This window comes from Cupriavidus gilardii, from assembly GCF_013314895.1.
In the GTDB taxonomy this organism is placed as follows: domain Bacteria; phylum Pseudomonadota; class Gammaproteobacteria; order Burkholderiales; family Burkholderiaceae; genus Cupriavidus; species Cupriavidus gilardii_C.
Genome location: NZ_JABTYE010000057.1, coordinates 1 through 1,331, shown reverse-complemented (window position 1 = coordinate 1,331; position 1,331 = coordinate 1). Strand labels below are relative to the sequence as shown.

Genomic DNA, 1,331 nt, shown 5'->3' with positions numbered 1-1,331 from the left:
TTGGAGTTGCCCCTGTAACTCAGGACACGCGGACACCGTTAGGTTGATGACACCGCATTACGCCTGAACTCGCGAGGCGAGCGGTATTTCAGGGCTTTGTGCGGGTGGCGCTCATTGTAGTGTTCAAACGCGATTGCCAGACGCGAGAGCGCTGTTGGTGCGTCAGACTTGTCCATATAGGCGACGTAATTGTGCTTCATGGTCTTCACGAACGATTCCGCCATGCCATTGCTCTGCGGCGAACGGACCGGTGTGGTCAGCGGCTCAAGACCCAGTTCGCGAGCGAAGCTGCGCGTGCGGTGGTCGATGTAGGCCGAGCCGTTGTCCGTCAGCCATTCAATGGGCTGCGCGGCCTGCGTGGTGCCGAAGCGCTGTTCGACGGCGGCCAGCATCACGTCGCGCACCACATCACCGCTATGCCCGCCGGTCGTTGCTGCCCAGCTAATCGCCTCGCGGTCGCAGCAGTCCAGCGCAAACGTCACGCGCAGCGGCGTACCATCGTCGCACCGGAACTCGAAGCCATCGGAGCACCAGCGGGTGTTGCTGCGGTCCACCGCAACGCGACCGTCATGTCGCCGCTTATCTCGCCGCACGCCAGGGCGGCGCAGCAGCAACTGATGCTCCCGCATGACCCGATACACGCGCTTGACGTTGATGCACGGCGCACCGCTCTGCTCCCGACTGCGGCGCAGCAGCGCCCAGACACGGCGGTAGCCGTAGGTGGGAAGGTGCGCCACATGGGCCTGAATCTCCTCGACCAGCCCGGCATCGTTGGTCACGCGGGCACGGCGACCATCGCGCCAGTCGGACGAGCGAGCTCGCTTCACCGCCACGGCAGAGCGCGCCACGCCGAGAACTTCGCAGACCGTCTTCATCGGTCGTCCCCCGGCAGCAAGGGCGAGCGCGCAATCAGGTTTTTTGAACGGCCCCATTCCACGGCTTCTTTCAGGATTTCGACCTCCAGCGTCTTCTTCCCGAGTAGCCGTTGCAGTTCCTTGATTTCCTTGATGGCGGCGGCCAGCTCAGATGCCGGCACAACGGTTTCGCCTGCCTTCACCGCCGCCAGACTGCCTTCCTGGTATTGCTTGCGCCAGCCAAACACTTGGTTGGCGTTGACGCCGTGCCGACGTGCAACGGCCGACACCGATGCTCCCGGCTCCAATGTTTCCTGCACGATGGCGATTTTTTCTTGCGCCGTGCGCCGCCGACGGCGCTCCGGCTCGGTCAGAATTTCGATGCTTTCCACGTAATGACTAGGCTTACTGATAGGCACAAGACTATCCCTTATTTTAAGAGAGTCCTCGTGTCCTCAGATACGTGGGGCCGCTCCA

General features: G+C 62.5%; 1 protein-coding gene. It reads right to left on the bottom strand.

The genetic code is table 11. The annotated features are described in order from the left end of the window. Positions 1-38: 38 nt before the first annotated feature. Positions 39-1,237, bottom strand: a protein-coding gene (locus HTY53_RS24575) for an IS3-like element ISButh1 family transposase (RefSeq protein WP_163013128.1) whose coding sequence is annotated in 2 segments (ribosomal slippage) — positions 39-922 and positions 922-1,237 — 1,200 coding nt in all. Because the reading frame shifts where the segments join, the coding sequence is not laid out codon by codon here. Between the last annotated feature and the right edge of the window lie 94 nt (positions 1,238-1,331).